The organism is Marinoscillum sp. (assembly GCF_040222955.1).
GTDB lineage: Bacteria > Bacteroidota > Bacteroidia > Cytophagales > Cyclobacteriaceae > Marinoscillum.
Genome location: NZ_JAVKCA010000018.1, coordinates 99,572 through 120,228, shown reverse-complemented (window position 1 = coordinate 120,228; position 20,657 = coordinate 99,572). Strand labels below are relative to the sequence as shown.

Annotated in this window: 5 protein-coding genes; 2 read left to right on the top strand and 3 right to left on the bottom strand. The window is 45.2% G+C overall.

The genetic code is table 11. The features are described 5' to 3' along the window. Positions 1-156 precede the first annotated feature (156 nt). Complete coding sequence (locus RIH33_RS15830; protein WP_406658718.1) at positions 157-18,201, top strand: lectin-like domain-containing protein; 18,045 nt, start codon at positions 157-159, stop codon at positions 18,199-18,201. A gap of 15 nt (positions 18,202-18,216) precedes the next feature. Beyond that, positions 18,217-19,143, top strand: a complete 927-nt coding sequence (locus RIH33_RS15825) for a type IX secretion system membrane protein PorP/SprF (protein WP_406653304.1) — start codon at positions 18,217-18,219, stop codon at positions 19,141-19,143. Between the two features lie 7 nt (positions 19,144-19,150). On the opposite strand, the gene RIH33_RS15820 is transcribed toward RIH33_RS15825, so the two are convergent. From RIH33_RS15820 to RIH33_RS15810, 3 genes are read right to left on the bottom strand one after another with little or no spacing between them, the layout of a single operon-like run. Beyond that, the gene (locus RIH33_RS15820; RefSeq protein ID WP_406653303.1) at positions 19,151-19,501 is read right to left on the bottom strand and encodes a phage holin family protein; all 351 of its coding nucleotides are present in this window, start codon (positions 19,499-19,501) and stop codon (positions 19,151-19,153) included. A gap of 35 nt (positions 19,502-19,536) precedes the next feature. Next, positions 19,537-20,058 (bottom strand): DinB family protein, encoded by a 522-nt coding sequence (locus RIH33_RS15815; protein WP_406653301.1) that lies wholly within the window; start codon positions 20,056-20,058, stop codon positions 19,537-19,539. Next, a complete protein-coding gene (locus RIH33_RS15810; RefSeq protein ID WP_406653300.1) occupies positions 20,051-20,566 on the bottom strand; it encodes a gamma carbonic anhydrase family protein in 516 nt (171 codons plus the stop codon). Before RIH33_RS15810 ends, RIH33_RS15815 begins: the two co-directional genes overlap by 8 nt. Positions 20,567-20,657: the final 91 nt, after the last annotated feature.

The following is a 20,657-nucleotide window of genomic DNA, read 5'->3' as shown; positions in this document are numbered from 1 at the left end:
GCAATTATATATTAATATATTTATGCATTGATTTATTTATTACTTTTGGTTCGTCGATTATACCTTTTGGTTTTCAGGTCGTTTTCGTACATTGCTCAATGGGTTACTTACGCGCGCCAGGCTGTATTTATGCATAATTCTATCACCATTTTAACTATGAAAAATTACAGGAACCACCTCCTATCTTTCTCCATATTATTTTGTTTGTCGATTTCTTATGCTTTTGGACAGGAAAATTGTACCAATGGAGTGGATGACGATGGTGACGGATACATTGACTGTTATGATGGAGACTGTGCAGGTGGAGCCAGTTGTTCAGAATTCTATTTTGGTAACAGTGTATTATGTGCCGAGGAGCCCACCGAGAATCCAACATTTGCTATCAGAACGGAATGGGTTTCTGCTGACGAAACCGCCAATAGTCATGCCTTGCCTGCTATTGGAGATATAGATCAGGATGGTACTCCGGAGGTGGTGGTGACCAACAGACAAGCCAAAACGGTATCTGTCCTTGATGGAGTAACAGGTCAGACGGAGTTTCAAATTTCTCTATCGTTCGAACCTGAAAATGCTATTGTCCTGGCAAATCTGGAAAATGACGACTGTGCCGAAATGATCATAGTCGAAAATGTAGGCAATGACATCATCGTCTACGATTGTAATCAGGTAGAAAAATGGCGTGGGACTTCATCAAGAAACAACATAGGTCTTCCAGCAGTGGCGGATTTTGATGGGGATGGCAATGTTGAACTCTATTATAAAAATGAAATTCGAAATGCCCTGACAGGCACCATTCTGGTAACAGGCAGTGGTAATTGGGATAGAGATTTTGTACACAGCCCCATTGCCGTTGATGTTTTTGGTGATTCAGACCTTGAGTTAATTACCGGCGATGATATCTGGTCGGTAGATCTTGCAGCCGGTACGCTCACACGCGTGGCTGACATGGATACAGACCTTGCAGCAAGTGGATTCTCAGGCAGTTATCACCCAAAATACTATTCGTCCTGGGATGATCAGTGGTCGGCCATTTCAGTAGCAGACTTTAACCTGGATGGAAATATAGATGTGCTTACTTCCGGGGCTTTAGGTTCAGGATACTGGGGTACGACCTCCGTATTTTTCTGGGATATTGCCAACGGTGAAGTAAAAGTTTACCAGGATGCGGGAAATAATTTCATTCGAGGAACAGGACGCATTAATATTGGGGATACTGACGGTGATGGTTCCCTAAATGCTACCTATGTGTCCGATCAGGTGCTCTACTCCCTACATATCAATCCTGTAACCGGAGTATTTGAGCCCCTTTGGACCAAAGCGGTGAAAGAAGGGTCTTCTGGTTTTACAGGTTGCTCGCTGTTTGACTTTGATGGGGATGGTGCATTTGAAACCATCTATCGATCTGAATCCGCTCTTTTAATCATAGACGGAACGGATGGGACTACACGAAAGACCCTCCCCTGTATCTCCAGAACTCAGGAAGAATATCCGATTGTCGCCGATATAGACGGTGACGGTGCCTCAGAAATCTGTGTGGCCTGCTATACTAGCGATGCTACTCCTTTCAATCCTTATTCAAACACTCAATATTCTCATATCAGAGTATTTGGAGCAGACGGAGAAGCGTGGCAGCCGTCCAGATCGGTCTGGAACCAGCATGCCTACTTCAATGTGAATATTAATGATGACCTAACGGTTCCCCTAAGTCAGCAGGATCACACCGCTGTATTCTCCACTGACATCTGTACCACAGGCCCCAACCGTTTCCTTAACACCTTTTTGAACCAGTCACCATTTGTGGATGAAACAGGTTGCCCTTCCTACGTTAGTCCCGATATTGACCTGGATGGTGCGAGTATCACTGCAACGGCTTCCAACTGCCCGGCTACAGGATTTTCAGTCTCATTTGATATTTCCAACACCGGTGATGCAGATATATCCGGATCCCTCCCGGTAACTTTTTATGCAGGCGACCCTCTTACTTCCGGCTCAACCAAACTGAATACCGAGGTAGTTGTGCTCCTGAACTTTTTGCAGGGAGAAACGCGCACTATTACCATGGATGTAGATGGTATCGGTGGAGATTTTGAATTATTTATTTCACTCAATGACTTTGGTCAAACACCTCCGATCACTCCGTATTCAGCAAGTATCCCCGAATGCGAAACAGACAACAACATAGCGAGTGTCAGTGTCACACATACACCATTTACGCTGACTGTTGATAAACTAAAAGATAATCAGAAGTGCGATCCCAGTAAGCCAGACAATGGCCAGGCGCAGGCATATTTCGATGGAACCGTAGGTGGCGGTGTAGAAACTGTATGGTTTGAAGACTTTAATGATCCCGACCTCAATGGGGATAAAAATGACACAGCTGGAGATTCTCAATGGTCTTCTTCCGCCGCTGGTACCCCGTCCTTTTACGGTGTGAATAACTCTGGCTTCAGAGTTTGGAATTCAGGAGGAAACAATGAAGATAAGCCGGTAACCTGGCTTTCAGAGGTAATAGATATCTCTGGTCACACAGACGTTACATTTTCTGCTGACATGATTTCAGATGGAGACATGGAGGCTTCTGGTAAGTCACGGGATGTCATGCGCGTGTATTATAAGCGCAATACAGATGCCGATTTTGTTTTGCTGACAGAGGGTTATGGTGACTTTGAATATCAGCAGGCCACAATCAGTGGCATAAATGCCAATTCATTGCAGATAAAAGTAACCATGCATTCCACTGCCAATGATGAGAAATTCACATTGGATAACGTAAGTGTTACCGGTACAAGCGGCCCTACTACCAAGAAATTCACAGACGTAGATGGATTTGAATTCTATTGGTATAATCAGGGTGATTTTTCTACAGTACTTTTCTCAGGATCTACTTACCCCACCATGGCTGACGGTGACTACTCAGTGGTTGGTTATACGGTAGACGGTAATTGCTACTCTGACACGGTTAATATCACCATTGACCTGGATGATGTTCCAGACTTTGAGGTGCATGTGTACGAAATAAGTCCACTAACCGATTGTGCTGATCCTGATGGTGAATTAAGAGCTTTTGCCTACACCCAAACTGATGGCAGTGGCGATCCTATTGACACCCTCGAAGCAGGATATTCCTTCACCTGGACATTAAGTTCGGATGCAGGTGGTACTACCATTGGAGCAGGTAGTATACTTAGCAACCTTGAAGCGATTGGATACTTTGTGGAGGTAGAATATACGTTAAGTGGGTGTGTGATGACTGGCTCCGAAGTGGTCTCCTCTTCGCTCTCACAGCCACCGGTTCCGGATGTTTCCCTCACCCATATCACCACCTGCGGCGGTACAGGTGCCGCCAGCGCCTCCATCGGGGGTAATACCTCAAATTATGATTTCCAATGGTATATCGGGTCCACCTTAAAACCCACTCCTGATTATACTACTGCATCCATTAGTTCGTTGCCGGCTGGTAATTATACAGTGAGAGCAATTGAGAAAGCATCAAGCTGTCCCGGTGATCCTGTAACGGTCACTATCAATGACAATTCTACGGGACCACAGCCTACCGTAACCATTATCCAACATAATACCTCTTGCGAAACCGGAGCTTCTAATGGATCAGCATCTGCAGACGGTGATGGGGCCGGCACCACAAGTGGCTATACTTTCACATGGTATGTAGGTACCACCACTGCTAACGCTAACAAACTGCCCGGGGCTGTCCCTGGATCTTCGGTGAACGGAGCTACTGCCAGCGGACTTCCCGATGGGATTTATAGTGTAACCGTCAAGAAAGGTGGTTGTACGGTCAAAAGAACATTTGAAATACTGGAGCAGTCTTCAGCACCCGAATTTAATTTCATCACCTCCGTGAATGCCGGAAGCGCTATCAACTTTAGCAACAAATCATGGATTGAAATACCTCAAGCCATCGCAGGGTGGGAAGAAATCACCCTCTCCTACTGGGTATACCTTGCCAATGAAAACTACCTGAACGACCACCTGATCTTTTCCTCTGGAGGAACAGGAGAAGATCAGGTAGTCCTCTGGACGGATAATACAGATGGATTGGCATTTGTGGTAAAAACAGAGGGAGATGGCTCACGTGGAAGAATCAACACCAACTACAAACCAACGGGATGGACTCAGCTCACCGGAGTATGGTCTGCCGTTACAGATTTGAACGGTGATGGTAACCTGGGTGATATGGCCATCTACGCAGATGGCGTATTGTTAGGTACTGATAATTACCTGGGAAATGGGAATGGTCTATTGAACGCGGGTACCGAAATGTATGTGGCAAGGGACAGAAATCTGGGTACCAATAAGTTTGAAGGTCGATTTGATGAACTTAGGATTTTCAATAAAGCCTTTACGCCACTGGAAATTAACGAAGCGGTATGTGCGGAGACTGTGGGTACAGAATCTGGGCTAATTGTTTACTATGATTTTGATGGGCTTTCTGATGTAAGTGATGGAGCCAATATTCCAAACCGGGCAACGGGGGTTAATTCTAATGTGAATGTAAATACAGGCCAATCCGGAGCATTCTATGATGGTACCGTGCAATTGCAGGCACAAGGTACCATCGCCTATGTCACCTCAGACATCAACTGTCCACTAGGCTACGCCCAAAACAATACCACCTGTGATCCGGCGAACCCCAATGGAAGCATGGACCTCACTGGCAAGATTGACCCGGATGGAGGCAATTACGAGTACGTTTTGTACGATGGCTATTCCACAGATACTGAGCTTTCCACCATTACCGCTCCTTCCAGCCCCATTTTTACAGGCCTGCCTGCTGGATTTTACACCATTGAGGTAATTGATTTGGATACAGACTGTTCTACAGGAACCTTGGCTTTCGCAATAGCAGACATTGTGGACGAACCATCCATCATCACCACCATTACAGATGACTCAGGATGTAATGCTACCGGAACAGGACAAATTTTTGTTCAGGCATATTCGGATAACTCTGAGCCGTCCTCCTACACGTTTGAGTTATTCGATGGTGCGACATTAGATCCGGGTAGTTCTTTGGGTACCACCACAGTGGCAAATGGGAACACTGGATTTACCTACACTGATTTAACTGATGGGACTTATAGAATCCTGGTCACCAACGATGATATTCTCTGTGACTTTTACAAAGATGTGATCATTTCTGACGTCTCCACTACGCCAACTATCAGCTCTATTACTGCCATAGATAACGTTTATTGTTCGTCAAACTCTGGCTTTTTAAACGTGAACATGCCTGGTGGAACTGATGGAGATTATACTTATACCTTTTATGCCGGAGAGACCACCAGTGACCCGTTGATCGTAGCTGATACTGTTTCCGATGTCCTCAACGGACTCGCAGGGGGGAAATATACCGTGGTGGCAAAAAGCAAGACCACCGGTTGTGAAACGGCTCCTCAAACCAAAACCATCATTGATGATCCCGCTTACCCGAATGTGGTAACTTCTGAGGTTACTCCTGCTACCGGATGTAATGCGACAGCCGGAGGAGGATCCATTGAAGCCTATGTGCAGGATCCCGACAATCCAGGAATTACTTATGTCGAGCCTGACTATTCATTTCAGTGGTATTTAGGATCTGTTGCACCTGGAAATGAAGTCGATGTGGCCAATGATGGAGATCAAAGCACCGCTACTAACCTTCCAAGTGCTACCTACTACGTGGTGGTGACCGATACAGAGACCGGTTGTGTAACTTCTACGGCTAATATCACCTTGAGCCAGACCCCTATCAAACCAGTGTTGACAGTCAATACACTCACTCCCAATACTACTTGTGATCCTACTGGAACCACGGGCCCTACAGGAGGAGTTTCTGTCAATGTATCTTTCAACGGAAGTGCAGTGGTTGACCCGGATGCCAGCGGTTATACCTTCACTTGGTATGAAGGAAGTGGAACAGGCGGACAGAACATTACCATAGATGGCACCAGCAATGGAAGCACTCCATCAGGTGAGTCTACCTCCAGCATTTCCAATATTACCAATATGACTTACACGGTGGTAGCTGTTGGCCCCAACGGATGTTCTTCTGATCCGATTCAAGGTGTGGTAGCGTACTCACCAGCCAATCCTCAGATTGACACTATTAGCATTTCCAATAATACCGTTTGTGATGTGGCCGTGGCGGGCAATTATGATGGTGAAATTGTGGTTTCACCGGTCACCGGAGTAGTATCGGATTACGAATTTTTATGGTATGAAGGTGTCGGTACAGCTGGTACGCAGGTAACCAACACTACCACCAGCGACGATGTAATTAATGAGGCAAGTGCCTATTATCTGGAGGGCTCCCCTACCGGTAAAAAATACACACTGGAGATGACCAACCTTGGTAATGGCTGTGTGAGCGAGTTTAGCTTTGAAATCAAAGATATACCCGCCCAACCGATCATTGTTCTCAATGAAAGTGAAGTAAGAAATAATACGACCTGTTCTGACTCTCCTAATGGCTCCATTGTTGCAGCAATCGACCTGAACAATGCTGTGGTCAATGGAAGAGCTAATGATGAAATCTTTCAGAATATCTCTTCATGTAACACCTCAGTGCTGGACAACGCCACTGAAGTAGGTGCCAATGGTTTTCAGCTCACCACAGAAACCAATAATCAATTTGGAAGAATCTGGTTAGGAGATTCGATTGACCTGGCTGAGCCCTTGAGGTTAGATTTTAGAATACTTCTGGGAAGTAGAGATGCGAATGGAGCTGATGGAATTGCTTTTACGATGCACCGTGATCCAAGGGGATATGATGCCAGGGGTCGTGTAGGAGGCGACCTGGGAGTTGGTCAGGTCCTGGGAGGTGGCTCTTTTACCAAAATTCAACCAGCCGTTTCTATTGAATTCGACACTTGGGACAATGGATCAAGTGACCCTAGCTATGACCACACTAATCTTTTCTTCAACGGTGATATTACAACAACGGCATTAGGTGTAAGCATGGGAAGCTTACCTCAGATTCACGCTTCCAAAACCAATGTGGAAGATGGAGATACCCTCGATGTTTCAATCCTCGTTACACAATCGGGATCTGATCAGGTGTTCGAACTTTGGGTGGAAGGTTCATTGCGATTTATCTATACAGGTGATGTTATCAATGATATTTTTGGTGGCGAGTCTAAGGTAATCGGTGGATTTACATCTTCAACAGGAGGGTCATATAACAACCAGGCTGTTTTCCTTGAGCCAGTCCTTGGTGAATATGATTTCGCCTGGACGGATAATCTTGGTAACCCTGTTGGGGGAAATGTTCCATTTATATGCGGTGTTGGACCAGGAGATTATACATTGACAGTTACCAATAGTTCTACAGGTTGTGTATCGGATACAGAGACTTTCACGGTAGAAGATGAACTTACGGCAATTGATGCAGAATTGACCATTACCCAACAACCGTCGGCATGCTCAGGAGGCACACCGGACGGAATCATTACCGCTGTAGTTAATAACGATGATGGTGGTGATTATTCCTTTAAATTCTACTCTGGTTCCGGTGTGGGAGCCGATGGAACCGAACTCAACGGGGTAGACACCCTCAACCCGGTTCTCAATGGACGTGCTGCGGGAATTTATACCGTTAAAGTGACTGACCTCCAAGATCCTGATGGCTCTTGTTATGCCACTGATGAAGTAAATCTGCTGGTCAATAAGCCTGTTGTTGTGTTATCAGGTACGGCCTATGGAGTAACAGATTGTGGTACTTTGAGTAATGGTAGTTATAAGATCAATTCGCTCACTGAAGATGGTATCCCCGGCAATGTTGGTGATTATGAATTTGACGTATATGATGGAGACGGAGATTTCGTCAATACCTATACCTCTGACAGCATTACTAATCTCTCAGAGGGAGGATACAGTATTATCCCGGTCAATCCAAGTACCAATTGTGAATTCAGTGGACACAATATCAATATTGGTGACGCCATTGTGCTTCCTTCTGCTACCCTCAACCCCATCGGGGCTGGATCGAACACTGCCAACAATACCGTGTGTGATACCACCTACGTCACTACCGGTGACTCTTACAATGGGGCCATCGAGGTAACTCCAGATGCTGGTGTGGCCGCTGACTACACCTTCACATGGTTCTTTGGGGCTTCTACCAATGCTGGAGATGCACTGCTTACCCAGCTCCCCAATGCTGTCATCGAAACAGGTGATACGCTCATCAGAAACATCCCCGGAGGTACTTATACCCTCGTGATGCAAAACACCGCCAACGCTTGTCGGGATACACTCGAGTTTGATATCCTCAGTACGCCGGCAGCCAACCCGGTCATTGACAACACAACGCCAGGGGTCGACTACATCGTCTCGGACGTCACCGCTTGTAATGCCGACAATGGTTCCATCGAAATACTGGAAGTAGATGGCAGCACTAACCTCGCAGGTAAATACTTCCTCTGGTATGCTGGATCTGATACCACCGGTACGCAGGTGGCTGGGCATGACTCTACGGCACTCGTCACAGGACTTGCTACCGGACAATACACCGTCTTCGTCGCTGACTCAACATCAGGTTGTACATCAACACCTGTATCATTCTTTGTGGATGAAAGCTTTGATTTACCAACAGCAGTAAAAGATGTTGCCAATTCAGATAAGAATACAGTTTGTGATGTCTCACTAACAAGCTCAGGTAGGTATAATGGACTCTTGGCGATTGATCCAACAGGAGCTCCTTCTGACTATACTTACGCCTGGTATTTAGGAACGGATACTACCGGAAACCTATTGCCAAACGATGCTTTGATTGCCAATGCGGATACCCTTTCGGATGCCAACTTCATTTATTTGGATAGCATCATTGGAGGCACCTACACCCTCCTTTTAGAGAATAGATTGAACGGCTGTAGTGATCTACTTCAATTCAACCTGGCTGATTCTGCGGCTACTCCACAAGTTCCAGCAACAGATGCCGCAGTTGATACGGTGGATGTTACAGTATGTATTGATGCACTTACCTATCCAAATGGTGAGATTCAACTTATAGGTTCGGAGCTTATTCCGGCTGATGGCGATTTTCAGGTGAAGTGGTATTATGGTTCTACAGTTAATTCTGCGAAACTCATCTCCAATGGAAACAACATGGGAACGCTTCGTGGAGTGGGTGCATATAATGCTTCCGTTGACCTGACTGATTCACTACACCTAATCAATGTGGATCCGGGTAATTATACCGTTGAAATCATTGATCTTAATACAGGGTGTACATCTGTCAAACTGACTATCCCTGTCGCTCAGGATACCGAATCTTTTACGGCTGATGCTGGTGTGATCCAAGATCAGTTTTCTTGCAATGTAAGCGCTCCAATTGGTAAAATCGGAGCTGAACAAATCGGAGGAAGTAGCACCTATACTTACCAGTGGTTCAAAGGAGCGAGCATTAGTCCGTCCAATATGATTGTGAATGATGGGGTGCCTACAGGACTGGCAGGCTACACTACTGTAACCTCCAATGCAGCAGGTGACACTATAAGTAACTTACCGTCTGGCTTATATAGAGTTAAGATTATTGATGATGCCACCAGTTGCTACAGTACAGATCAGGTAACCATTGTAGAGTCAATTCCAAGCTTCTCCTTCACACTTGATCAAACAGATCAGACGCGTTGTAATCTTGGAAACGGTAGTGCCTCAATTGATGCACTCACAGTTAACTTTACCAATGGAGTGCCGAGAGGTTATTCGGACATTGCAGATACGACCTACCAGTGGTATCAGGGTCAAACTGCCAATGCGGGAAGTATTCTCCCAGGTGAAACTTCAGATACGTTGATCAATCGCGATGCAGATTGGTACACTTTAATTGTTTCAAGTTCTCTGGGTTGTACAAGTTCCGCGAAAAGCATTGAGATTATTGATGCCGTTTCAGGGATCGGACCTACAATAGACATCACTTACGAAGAGTTACCAGATGGTTGTGATGGAATAGGTGGAAGAATCAGAGCTGATTTTGGTATTGGTGGAGATACTTATTCATATTTCTGGTATGAAGGATCGTATGACTACACAAATCTCACCAACGATCCTGATTCTTCGTTGGTACTGGTAGACGGAGACGGGTTGGTAAATGACCCTTCTTCAACGGCTGTTATTGACACATCGTCAACAGCTACAACAGCCACTCTGGATAATATAGTGACCGGACTTTATACCGTAGTTGCCATTAGTCAAACCACAGGCTGTCGGTATCAGGAGACCTATTACTTACCATTTAACGGGATTCAGGCCACTACAACACTTACTATCAAACACGTGAGAAGTTGTCCTGACGATGGACAAGCATTTGTTTCTTTGGCAGACAATATCCGAATTACCTACACTACCTCAACTGGATCCTTTACACTCCTGGATACACTGCAGCAAGGTGGATCAGTGGCCATTCTAAATGATACTACAGCCAATAGCTTCCAGGCTTCAATGATTTCAGGACCAACCTTTGTGGATGGCGTCAATATCACTGGGCCAAGTGGATCGCTGACAGGCGGAATAAACATAAGTGAAGAAGGTAATGGTACCACAGGTGAAGTGGATGACATAGGAACCTATATTGTCTATTTGTATGCGGGTGACGGGGTTCCTGCAGATCGACATGCGCCATATAATGTGATCAATTCTGAAGGTGATGTATTGAGGTTCCCTTATTACTATGATTCTGATGATGGGATCATATATGATGGTGATAATAATGTTCTGGATAGTACTGTCCCTATCATTAATGGAGCCACTGTTGCGGAATTTTCATTCCTCCCTTCCGGTGCCTATACGGCTATTGCTCAACAAGATCCGGCCCTTTCAGGTGGTAATGAATGCTGGACACTCGCCGCAACGGATTCAGTGTATCAAAAAGCTTTTGACCCGGTTATAGATTCAACTGGAGTGAAAAACAATACTGTTTGTGATCCTGATTTTGCCGGAAGTTATAATGGAAATGTGTATGTACGAGTAAGAAAAGATGCCGCTCCGGACTCTACGACCATTGCATTTGATTTTCATTGGTTTATTGGCAGTGATGTGTCAGGGGGCCTTCATCATACGGATAATGTAACAGACCCTGGTCCTTATGAGTCATTATTCAGTGATGCCGGAGACACTTTAGCCCCTGGAGATTATACGGTAGTCATAGAAACGATATCAAGTTTGGTTGGAAACAATGGCTGTACTGCTGATACGCTGACACTTACCATTCAGGATGCTCCAGAAGATCACAACTTGTTTAATGTTCATTGGGTAGATCTCACTGATTGTTCTCCTTCAAATCAAGGAATCATCGCTGTAAGCAGTGATTCCATGCTCACTGGTAATGTGAACCAATATGAGTATTTGTTCCTTGCTAATTACCCGGGAACCATTCCTGCTGATACCATCAAAGATTTCAGCAGTGATACCACAATCAACATGCAAAATCCTGGCATTTATTATGTTCAGGCAAGGCACCTGACGACTGGTTGTATTACTGATCCCGTTCAGGTAGAGATTGATAGCATCACTACCCTACCCGAAGTAACGGTCACCTTAAATACCATCGACAACTCATGTGACGGAACAGATAATAATGGGTTAGGGCAGATTGACTTTACCATTGAAAACGTAACTGCTACCGATGGAGATTTCTACTACAAGTGGTTTGTTGGCTCTGACACTACGGGAGCCGTAGTGACAGGAGGAACCATCAACAATATCACTGGCACTGTCAATATTGTGTCGGGTGGAACCTATTCTGCGACACTTGAAAACGTGGACGGTGGTCTCTATACCCTGGCGGTTATTGATCGGTCCAAGCCAGATAGCTTGTGTTTTGTAAGCAGCACCTTCAATCTATTGGAGGACACCAAAGTCATTTCAGTAAGCAAAGCCGATGGTGATGTTGTGAAGGGTGACAATAATAACTGCGCCGGAACACCTAATGGGTACATTACGATCAATACGGTTAGAGAAGATGGTGTTCCTACTGTCATTAATGGTAATTATACCATTAACTGGCCAGCTTATGTAGCCGCTGCTGGAACTATTGGAACAACCGGTGCAGTAGCTTCAGATAGTGTCTATGCACTTCCTTCCGGAACTTATAAATTCACTATCAGCAATAACATCACGCTTTGTGAAAGTGATTCTATTTCCGTCACCATTGCTGATGATACTGAGAATCCGCTCATCGAGCTGGTTACTCTATCTGACGATACCTTCTGTGACCCTACTGCCGATACCGGAGATGGTGAACTCGAAGTGAAAATCACAGGAACTCCTGGTGTCGATGTGACGGAATACTTATTCAGATGGTGGGCAGGTACAGATACGACCATCGCCGCTATGGAGATTACAAACGCTGCCAACTTCGGGGGAACCATCGATGTGACCACCGCTGACTCTTCAGCCATCGAAGGACTACCTTCTGGGCAGTACACTGTCGTGGCTTACGATGCCAACGATCCGTACAATGGATGTAAGTCTGTCGCTACTTACACGCTCAAGGAAGACAATCCGGTCTATCAGATCAAACTCGCCGATATTGTCACCAAAGACAATGACAACTGTACAGGAACTACCAACGGATACATTGCCATCAGAGAAATCTATGTCGATGGAGTCGCTGTGGATCTGGCCACCAATGGAGCCGATTATACCTTCACCTGGTCTGGTAACACCACCGCCGGGGATGGTACACTGGAAACCGTCAATGCCGTGGGAGATAGTATTGGTACGGTCGGTGCGGGTACCTATACCGTATTCGTTACCAACACTTCACTGAATGGTAATGCCTGTTCTTCAGCCACAGTCTCTGTAACCATTGCTGATGATACTGAGAATCCGCTCATCGAGCTGGTTACTCTATCTGACGATACCTTCTGTGACCCTACTGCCGATACCGGAGATGGTGAACTCGAAGTAAGAATCACAGGGGTGGGTGCGGTAAATACCGCTGAATACATCTTCGAATGGTGGGTAGGAACAGACACTACTGTGGCTACGGGTACAAGGGTATCTTCTCTTGGTGGTACCGTCGATGTGGATGTCGCCACAAAAGCGGACTCTTCTCTGGTAACTGGACTACCTTCAGGGCAATACACTGTCGTGGCTTATGATGCCAACGATCCGTATAACGGATGTAAGTCTTCAGCATCTTACACACTCAAGGAAGACAATCCGGTCTACCAGATCAAACTTGCCGATATTATCACCACTGATGACACCAATTGTGATAATAACAATGCAAATGGAACTATCAAACTGGCGAGAATCTTCAAGGACGGAATCGCTGTTGACCTAAGTGTAAGTGGAGGGGATTATGCCTTTACCTGGGCCGGACTTAATGCTGGAGCGAATCAATTCACTGTGAATTCAGCGAATGACAGTGTATCGAATGTGTTACCCGGTACCTACACCGTTTATGTAGAGAACCTGGTGGACGATCTCTGCCGCTCGCAGGTTGTTAACGTCACTGTTGGGCAGGATGGCATCGAACCTACGTTCGATACTCCTGTGGTGACTGAGGATACATACTGTACCGGTGGGAATGCTTCAGTCACACTGGCCATCCTGGCACCTGATACTGATGAAGCAGATTATGACTTTAGCTGGTATGAAGGAACTGGTACTGCGGGCACATTCAGGGCTGATCTCAGTGGAGTGGGCAATTTCTCAGCTACCAACCTGAACGCTGGATTCTACACCATCGTGGTAACAGCTCAGGCTACCGCATCAGAAGGAACAGGATGTACAGACATGATTGTAGTGGAGGTTGAAGATAACCCTGATGTGATTAAAATCGCCGCGAATCAAATTGTGGGTATTCCTATTACCGATTGTAGTCCACACAATGGACAAGTAGTTGTCAATAACGTGACCTTGAATGGAGCTTTAGTTGGAACAGCAGGTTACACCTTCACCTTATTCGAAAGTGATGGAGTCACTCCAAGTGCATCCACATTTACAGGGGCAAGTACTTCAGCGGATCTGTCACCTGGAACCTACTTCGTGTCAGCCAATGATGCTGTAACAGGTTGTACCACGCCACTAAGAAGTGTAATCATAGATTATGATACCGAGCAGCCTAGTTTGAGTATAGCGCTGGATCGATTGAACTCTTCCTGCGATGTGGCCAATGCTGACGGACAGTTGACGCTTTCAATTACCGGAGCTGATATGGATGCCAATTATACCATAGACTGGTACCTGGGTACAGTTTCTAACCCTGGAAGTGCGGTACTATTGACCGATGGAGTTCCATCTGGAGCTGGCTTCACTCCTTCCATTACCATTTCCGGCACTACCCCGCCTACATCTACTATTAGTGGGTTGGCAACGGCCAGGTATTTTGCAAGGGTGACTGACACAACCAACCCTAATGCCAACTGTAATAATGTAATTGCTAAATCCGTTTTGCAAGACTCCACATTTGCCATCAGTATGACCTTGACACCAAGTAGTCAGACGAACTGTACTGCGAATGGTGAAGTAGTAATCAACAGTATTACATTGACTACTCAGGATGGCCCTATTTCAGTCTCTGGAGAAGCCGTGGATGGAGGAGTTGCCAACCTGATCGGTACCTATGATCTACAGTTGCTAAATTCGAACCAACAGCTGATAACGGCTGTGACCACTGATGCCGATCTGCAAGGACTGAGTGAAGGTAATTACTTCATCAGTGCAACACATCAGCTTTACGACTGTGAGTCCAACAGCTTCCCATTCCAGGTGCAGGAAAACATAGCTTACCCTGAAGCTTCTGTGACTACCATTGAGCCCAATACCAGCTGTACTTCTACTGGTGTTGGTTCTATAGAAATCACCCTAGAAACCGGTGGGGTGGCCAATGCATATACTGTGGACTGGAGAAATGGAAGCTTGCCTACCTCTCCTGCTGTAACCCCAGCAGAAGGAACCGCGTCTTCATCAGCTAACACCTTTACCCTGAGTGGCCTCTCCGCAGGAAACTATACCGCAGTGATTACTGACGGTGTTGGAGGTTGTTCTGTCAACTTCACCTATGAGGTACTTGATAACCTAAGCTTCCCTACCATCAATATTCCAGATGCTCAAGTCACTCACAATACGCTTTGTGGTGCTGGAAATGGTGCAGTTACTATAGATGATAACGACATCACCTATCAGGGCGCTGCAGGACTGGTTGCTGATTATGACTGGACAATTACTTCAAGTATAGGTCAGGCTGGGGTCTCTCAGGTATTGAATGCTCCGGCTTCCATCAGCCTTTCAAACCTGTTGCCTGACACCATTACGTTCCTGGCCACTCATAGAGTGACAGGCTGCTCCAACGGGTCTATTGACCTGATCATTCTGGATAGAAGCAGACTTCCTGAAATTGACTCTTTGGTGATGATCCCTAATGCCAACTGTGATGGTGGCGGCATTGCTCAGGGACTGATCGAGATAAGACAAATTGATGGAATTGCTCCTTCTGCAGGAAACTATGACTATCAGTGGTACGTGGGCACTTCAGCGAGCGCCGGCAACGAAGTGAGTGCAGTTCTTGGAGAGTCCGATAGTACTGAACTCGTTCAGAACCTACCGGATGATTTCTATACTGTAGAAATCACTAACAATAACACAGGATGTGTGTCTACGCAAACCATAGAAGTGCAAAATGATCCCGATTACCCGATCATCATTTCTTATGAAGTGAACAAAAACCTGACTTGTTTCACAGTTGGAAATGGTTCTTTCGTCATTACGCAGATAAGGTATCAGGGAACTGACCTCAGCATGGGTAGCAGCGCAGATTCATTAACTATGGTAAGTGATTACACGCTGCTATTGTTTGCATCAGATGGAGTGACGCCAATTGCCGATGGTAATCCAGCCACTGCGATGAAACTTGATAGCTTAGGTGCAGGTACTTACTTTGCCGCCATAAGGAAAAATGATTCGAATTGCGATTCTGAAAAAGTACAGTTTGTAATCGAGGACAATCCTTTCTACCCTGAGATTCAAATCATTCAGGTAGAAGCTGACTCTACCTGCTCAGAAACAGGTACTACTCCAAACGGCATGCTTTTGGCGATACCTGATAAGGCCAACGATCCGATTCACATTGATTCTTCTTATACTTTTAACTGGTATGAAGTGGACCCTGGAACTAATGCCAGAATTACCGGAAGCTTGTCATCCAATGACACACTCAGCGGACAGTACCAGGGTAAATTCGAAGTAGAAGTTATGAACGTAAATGTTGGTTGTCTTTCCAATGCGTACTTCACACTAACAAACGTACCTGAGGAACTAAGGATTGTGGCCATAGACTCTGTAAGCATGACCGCATGCTCACCTTCCAATGCATTCTTTGAAGTGACGATGATCAATATTGGCAACCTGACGGACTATACTTACTATTTCTATAATGGTGATCCTACACTTGGGAATCCAAATGATTCGCTGATCTACAGTGGCCCTAGTCCTATCCTTTCATTCAATGATACCGGATTTGATGTGGTGCCCGATGAATATTATGTGATAGCCATGAGTAATATTACCGGATGTAGTACAGGTATCTATCAGATTGACATTACTGATAAAACTACAAGACCAGGTATTACGCTTGAAGATTTCTCTCTTCAAACCAATTGTGACCCTGACAATCCAAACGGATCACTTACTGTAAGTGCAAATGGCTCTCAGGATAACACGCTATACACCTTTGAGTGGACCAACTCTTCCGGTGTGGTGGTAGAAGCTAACAATGCGACGGCCGATAGCTTAACAGCAGATACTTACACTGTAACTATCACAGAGTTGGCGACAGGATGTTCGGTCTCTGAAAACTACGTGATGATTGATGACTACCCGGATCCGTTGAAACTATCAGTTACTTCTGAGGGTAATTCAAACTGTGTGAATCCTGATGGTAGGCTGGCAGCCAAGGTGAATAACATCCCTGATGGTAAATCAGCATCTGATTATCAGTTCTATTGGTTCATTGGTGATCAAACCGCTGGTACTCCTGATCCTACACAAGCTGACTGGATTGGAACGGTGTACTCAGGACTTGAGGCCGGCACTTACACCATCTATGTGGTAGATGGAACTGACGCTTTCTGTACCTCTGTGCCTCAAGCCGTGACTGTCAAAGACCTCCGAGATACTCCGGAGTTTAGAGTAGACGTGATCAATGATGTCACCATCTGCTACCCTACTTTGCCAAATGGCAGAGCAACCATAGGTTTCACAGAAGGTGAATTATTCAGGTACACTTTCCACTGGTATGAAGGGGCAATCTCTGATACCACCGGATTCACTCCATTTGTCAGCAATAAGCAGAGTGTCGATTCACTGAATATTGGAGTATTTACCACGGTGGCCATTGACAAAATCACCGGATGTATAGGGTATCAGCAGTTCAACATCATGGATGCAACAGAAACAGTTGGTCTTCCTACTGTGGTGAAGATATCTGACCGAACCAACTGCATCCTCCCTGATGGACGTGCATTGGCCAGGGTGAATGGAAACACTGAAGGCTATACCTTCAACTGGTACGAACAGGGTAACCTCAGTACTCCGGTATTCACAGGCAGTGATGTGTCTACCTTGGATACAACAACCTATCTGGTAGAAGCCATCAAAATCTCTACCGGGTGTGTATCTGCAAGAGTTCCCGTGGAAATCCTGAATGGAATTGAAGCTCCTGAATTTGAGGTGTTCACAACAGGATCCATTTGTCTGAGAACAGAAGATGGTGCAGCCAATCAGTTCAACGGAACTGCCGACATCTATTTCGAGGTATTCCATGAGATCGATACCATCTCCTGGATTAACCCTGATGGTATTTCGGTCTCAAGCGATGTGAAACTGATCGGAGCTGAGCCCGGACTCTGGAGTGTTTGGTTCAGGTCTGATAATGGATGTGACTATACACGTGAATTTGAGATTACCGCTGCTCTGAAAATTTACAACGGTATCTCATCCAATGGTGATGGAAAGAATGACTTTATGATCATTGATTGTATTGACTACTTCCCTAATAACCGGGTAAGTATTTACAACAGGGATGGTTCATTGGTCTACGAAACCAAGGGATACAACAACATAGACAGGAGATTTGATGGTACAAGTAACGTGGGCAGAAACGCATTGAAACTGCCAGTGGGAACCTACTTCTACTTCATTGATAAAGGCGATGGAACTGAAGTGGTGAATGGATATTTGGAGTTAGTTCGTTAATTTACAACCATGAGCATGAAAAAATACATAGCAGGCATTTTGTTCATATTGAGTGGGGTCATCGCATCCGCACAGATGCGGGCCCTCACCTCTACTTACCCTTTCAACGGGCTTCTGATCAACCCTGCTTACGCGGGCAGTCTCAATGTTTTCTCAGTTATTGCCGTGCACAGAGAGCAGTGGATCAACGTGGAAGGTGCTCCGGTCTATCAGGCACTCACAGCCCACTCCTCTTTTAATTCCAACAGGATTGGTGTGGGGCTGCAAGCTACCCGGGATCAGGTAGGTATTACAGAAAGTGTCTCTGTGTATGGGAGTTATGCCTACAAAATAAAAATGAGTTTCGGGATTTTAGCAATGGGCTTACAGGGAGGCTTTGACAGCCGAGCCTCTGATTTCAACAAGCTCTCTGTCTTTGATGAGGATGATCAGCTACTCTCCGGTACTGTAAACCGTTTTACTCCTAATTTTGGCACTGGCCTTTATTTTGCAAATCCGCATATGTACGTGGGACTTTCTGTTCCTTATATCCTGGAAAACAGAACACTGGTAGTAGATGAAAGTGACGCAGTAGCCGCAGACTCAAGAGAAAGCAGGTATTATTATGCCACCGGAGGGGTGATCCTACCCCTGTCAGAATCAATCAAACTTTCTCCTTCTATACTTTTAAGAGGACAAGAACAAAACAGGTTTGCCTATGACATCACGGCAATGGTTATTTTTGACAATATTGCCTATGCCGGAATTAGCTACAGAAACTCCAACGATATCACCTTCATCGGTCAGTTAATTCTTAATGAAAATTTCCGTGTAGGATATGCCTACGATGCCACCACCAGTGAGATTACCACGGAAACCAGTGGGTCACATGAAATTTTGGTGAACTACAGAATCAAACTGAGGAATTACAAGAAGGATCCCCAGTGCCCGGTTTATTTCTAGCGAAAGATTAGTTATTCCTTTTTGTTCCACTAATATCGGTAAGCAGCGCATTGGTCAATGAAAGCAATAGACTAAAAAGCAGTGCCCACCAAAAGCCCGCTACTTCAAAGCCCGGAATAATAGCATCGGCCATTAAAATAATTAAAGCATTGATCACCAGCAGAAATAACCCTAGCGTGAACACTGTCAAGGGAATCGTCAATAAAATGAGAATTGGCTTGATGGTAAGATTGAGTAGAGACAGCACAAGGGCCAATATAACCGCTGCTAAAAACCCCTCTACGTAAACACCGGGAAGTAAATACGAAACGATGATAACGGCCAGGGCCGATAAAAGTAATCGGACAATAAAATTCATAGATTTTCTATTTGATTTTTAAACACCACTTAAGATTACACCTTATATCGCTCCTTGAGAATATTCCAATGATGGGCCAGATGCCCACCGAGAATATACACCAAAGCTCTCACCGAGAGAATCACTTCATTGGATTGACCAGTGTATTTTGTCTGCTCTTCGGTCAATGATTTGATCAATTCTATATTTGCTGTCCTGAGTCCCAGCAACTCCGCACTCAGGGATTTGATGCTACGCGCTCCGAAAAACGAATTTTCCACATAAGTATTTTGGTCAAAGCCGGGAATAGGTGTCTTATCCTGCCTGGAAAACCGAAGAATCCTGTAAGACATAACTCTTTCCACATCTATTATGTGACCTAAAACCTGAGCCACTGTCCACTTCCCTTCATCATAAGCAAAGTCCACTTTCTCTTTTGGTATCTTTTCAAGATATCCGGAGAACGAATCTGACTGATTGGACAGATATTCTATCACATCTTTCTCTCCTACCAACTCTATATATCCTCGATAGAAATTAGCATATTCCTCAGGTTTGGGTTTACCTATCTTATTCATTTTTGAACCAGTTTGCATATTTGATATAATTACCGGCAATGCGCAAAAGCATTTCCCTGTTTTTACCTTCCACATCCTTCACCTTTCTGGCAGGTACTCCGGCATATATACTGTTTTCTTCAACAATTGTTCCTTCCAACACCACCGCTCCGGCTGCCACGATGGCTCCTGTCTTAATCACAGCTCCATCCATCACCATCGCGCCCATACCGATAAGCACCTGATCCTGCACAGTACATCCATGCACGATGGCATTGTGCCCAATGGATACGTCACTCCCGATATTGGTCGGTGCCTTTTCAAAAGTACCATGAATTGTTACGTTATCCTGAATATTGGTACGATCCCCAATTTTGATATAGTTAACATCTCCCCTAATGACCGCATTGAACCAGACTGTACATTGGGCTCCCATGGTCACCTCACCCACAATGGTCGCATTTTCAGCGAGCCAACATTCCTTGCCAATCTCCGGGGTATACCCACGCACGGATTTTATCAAAGCCATAAACCACCTCTTTTTTAAAACTTCCTAACTTGTCGGCTGTTAAGGTAATGTTTTAAAACAAAAAATGAAATCAAGAATATGAATGCCTCTT